Origin of the sequence: Pedobacter sp., assembly GCF_045627485.1 — a bacterium.
In the GTDB taxonomy this organism is placed as follows: Bacteria; Bacteroidota; Bacteroidia; order Sphingobacteriales; family Sphingobacteriaceae; genus Pedobacter.
The window spans coordinates 1-1,810 of sequence record NZ_JAZQNU010000195.1 but is presented as its reverse complement, the minus strand read 5'-3'; the positions used below and the strand labels follow the sequence as shown (position 1 = coordinate 1,810).

The 1,810-nt window shown below is 42.3% G+C and carries 3 protein-coding genes; all 3 read left to right on the top strand.

From position 1 onward, the window contains the following. Nucleotides 1-67: 67 nt before the first annotated feature. Complete coding sequence (locus ACR2F3_RS14965) at nucleotides 68-880, top strand: formate/nitrite transporter family protein (protein ID WP_432710789.1); 813 nt, start codon at nucleotides 68-70, stop codon at nucleotides 878-880. A 132-nt stretch (nucleotides 881-1,012) separates the two neighbouring features. Beyond that, nucleotides 1,013-1,258 carry a TM1266 family iron-only hydrogenase system putative regulator gene (locus ACR2F3_RS14960; protein ID WP_432710788.1) on the top strand — a complete coding sequence of 82 codons (246 nt, stop codon included), beginning with the start codon at nucleotides 1,013-1,015 and terminating at the stop codon, nucleotides 1,256-1,258. A gap of 12 nt (nucleotides 1,259-1,270) precedes the next feature. Continuing rightward, nucleotides 1,271-1,810: ABC transporter substrate-binding protein (locus ACR2F3_RS14955; RefSeq protein WP_432710787.1), on the top strand; the 540-nt coding region annotated here is incomplete at its 3' end.

The following is a 1,810-nucleotide window of genomic DNA, read 5'->3' as shown; positions in this document are numbered from 1 at the left end:
AGGCGGAAGCATGGTACCACAGGAAATTAGAGAAAAGTTATTGAACGAATAAGAGGACGAAAAGAAAATGATAAATTCAAGTAAGGAAGTAGCAAGTAATTATGTAAACGTAGGGGTTGGCAAGTGCAATTTGCCAGCAGGTAAAGCAATTGTTCTAGGAATTTTAGCAGGCATGTTTATCGGTCTGGCAGGACTTGGGGCAACGACAGCTGCAGTATCGATTAAACTCGCATCAGTTGCGAAGTTTGTTGGGGCATGTATATTCCCAGCAGGACTTATTATGGTAGTAATTGCAGGGAGTGAGCTATTCACTGGAAACTGCCTGTTAATAATTCCGGTACTGGAGAAAAAAGCCACGATCGGCGGTATGCTTAGGAATTGGCTCTTAGTTTATTTTGGAAACTTCATCGGCGGACTTATCGTTGCCGCAGGAGCAGTGTTCAGCCATCAGGTTTCGCTGTTCGATAACGGAATGGCAGTATCGGTAATTTCGACGGCAGTAGCAAAGTGCAGCATGCCATTTGGCGATGCGCTAATTAAAGGAATTTTCTGTAACTTCCTTGTATGCATAGCCGTATGGCTAGGAATGGCAGCAAAGGATGCCGCAGGAAAAGTTCTTGGAATTTTCTGGCCAATCATGTTATTCGTACTTTGCGGATTTGAACACAGCGTTGCAAACATGTACTACATCGGAGCAGGACTTTTCGCAAATGGAATAGATGCTTACGCCGAAGCTGCAGCTGCCGCAGGAATCGACACAGCAGCACTTACATGGGGCAACTTCTTCGCAGCGAACTTGCTTCCAGTAACAATTGGAAATATCATCGGCGGATTCATGGTGGGCATCGCTTACTGGTTTGCAAACCTTAGAGAAAAGTAGTAAAATATAAAATACAATTTGTACTGACGCCCGAAGGTTTAACTGAGGGGAAAGGCAAAACATACAATAAGCAATTAGTTTTTGTAATGCGCCTTTCGTATAGGCGCATTTTTTAATGAAAGGAGGTAGCTGATGGAAACAAGATTAGCAATAATTGGAATCATCGTAGAGGAAAGAAATGTGGCACCAAAAGTGAATGAGCTTCTAAGTGAGTATGCGAAGTTCATCCAAGGCAGGATGGGAGTTCCCTACGATGCAAAAGATGTATCTATAATTAGTATAGTAATTGATGCACCGATGGATGACATCAGTGCCCTCTCAGGAAAGCTCGGAGCATTGCAAGGCGTCAGCACTAAAACAGTTTATTCGAAGAAATAGGAGGTAAGAAAAATGAAAAAGAAAATATTAGCTTTATGTTTAATTATCTCAATGAGTTTTGTGCTTATATCTTGCGGTGGTAGCAAGCTTTCAGGTAATTTAAGAATCGGAACTCTTGCCGGACCGACTGGCATGGGACTAATCGATTTAAATGATAATTCGAAAATAGATTTGGAGCTTTATCAGGCACCAACTGATGCCGTGCAAAAATTGATAAGCGGTGATCTCGATGCGGCATGTCTACCATCAAATTTAGGTGCGACACTTTATGCCAAGACAAACGGCAACATCCAAATTTTAACTACAGTTGTAAACGGCGTTTTGTATATCGTTGAAAACGGCGATTCGGTTCAGTCGCTTCAAGACCTAAAGGGCAAGACTATAATTGGGTCTGGAAAAGGTGGAACTCCGGAATATGTTTTGGAAACTCTTTTGAAGTCGGCAGGTCTAAAACTTGGCACAGATGTTAAAGTAAAGTGGCTCGATAATCACGCCGATGTTGCACAAAAAGTTGCAAGCAAAAAAGGTGCAATCGGACTTCTTCCAGAGCCA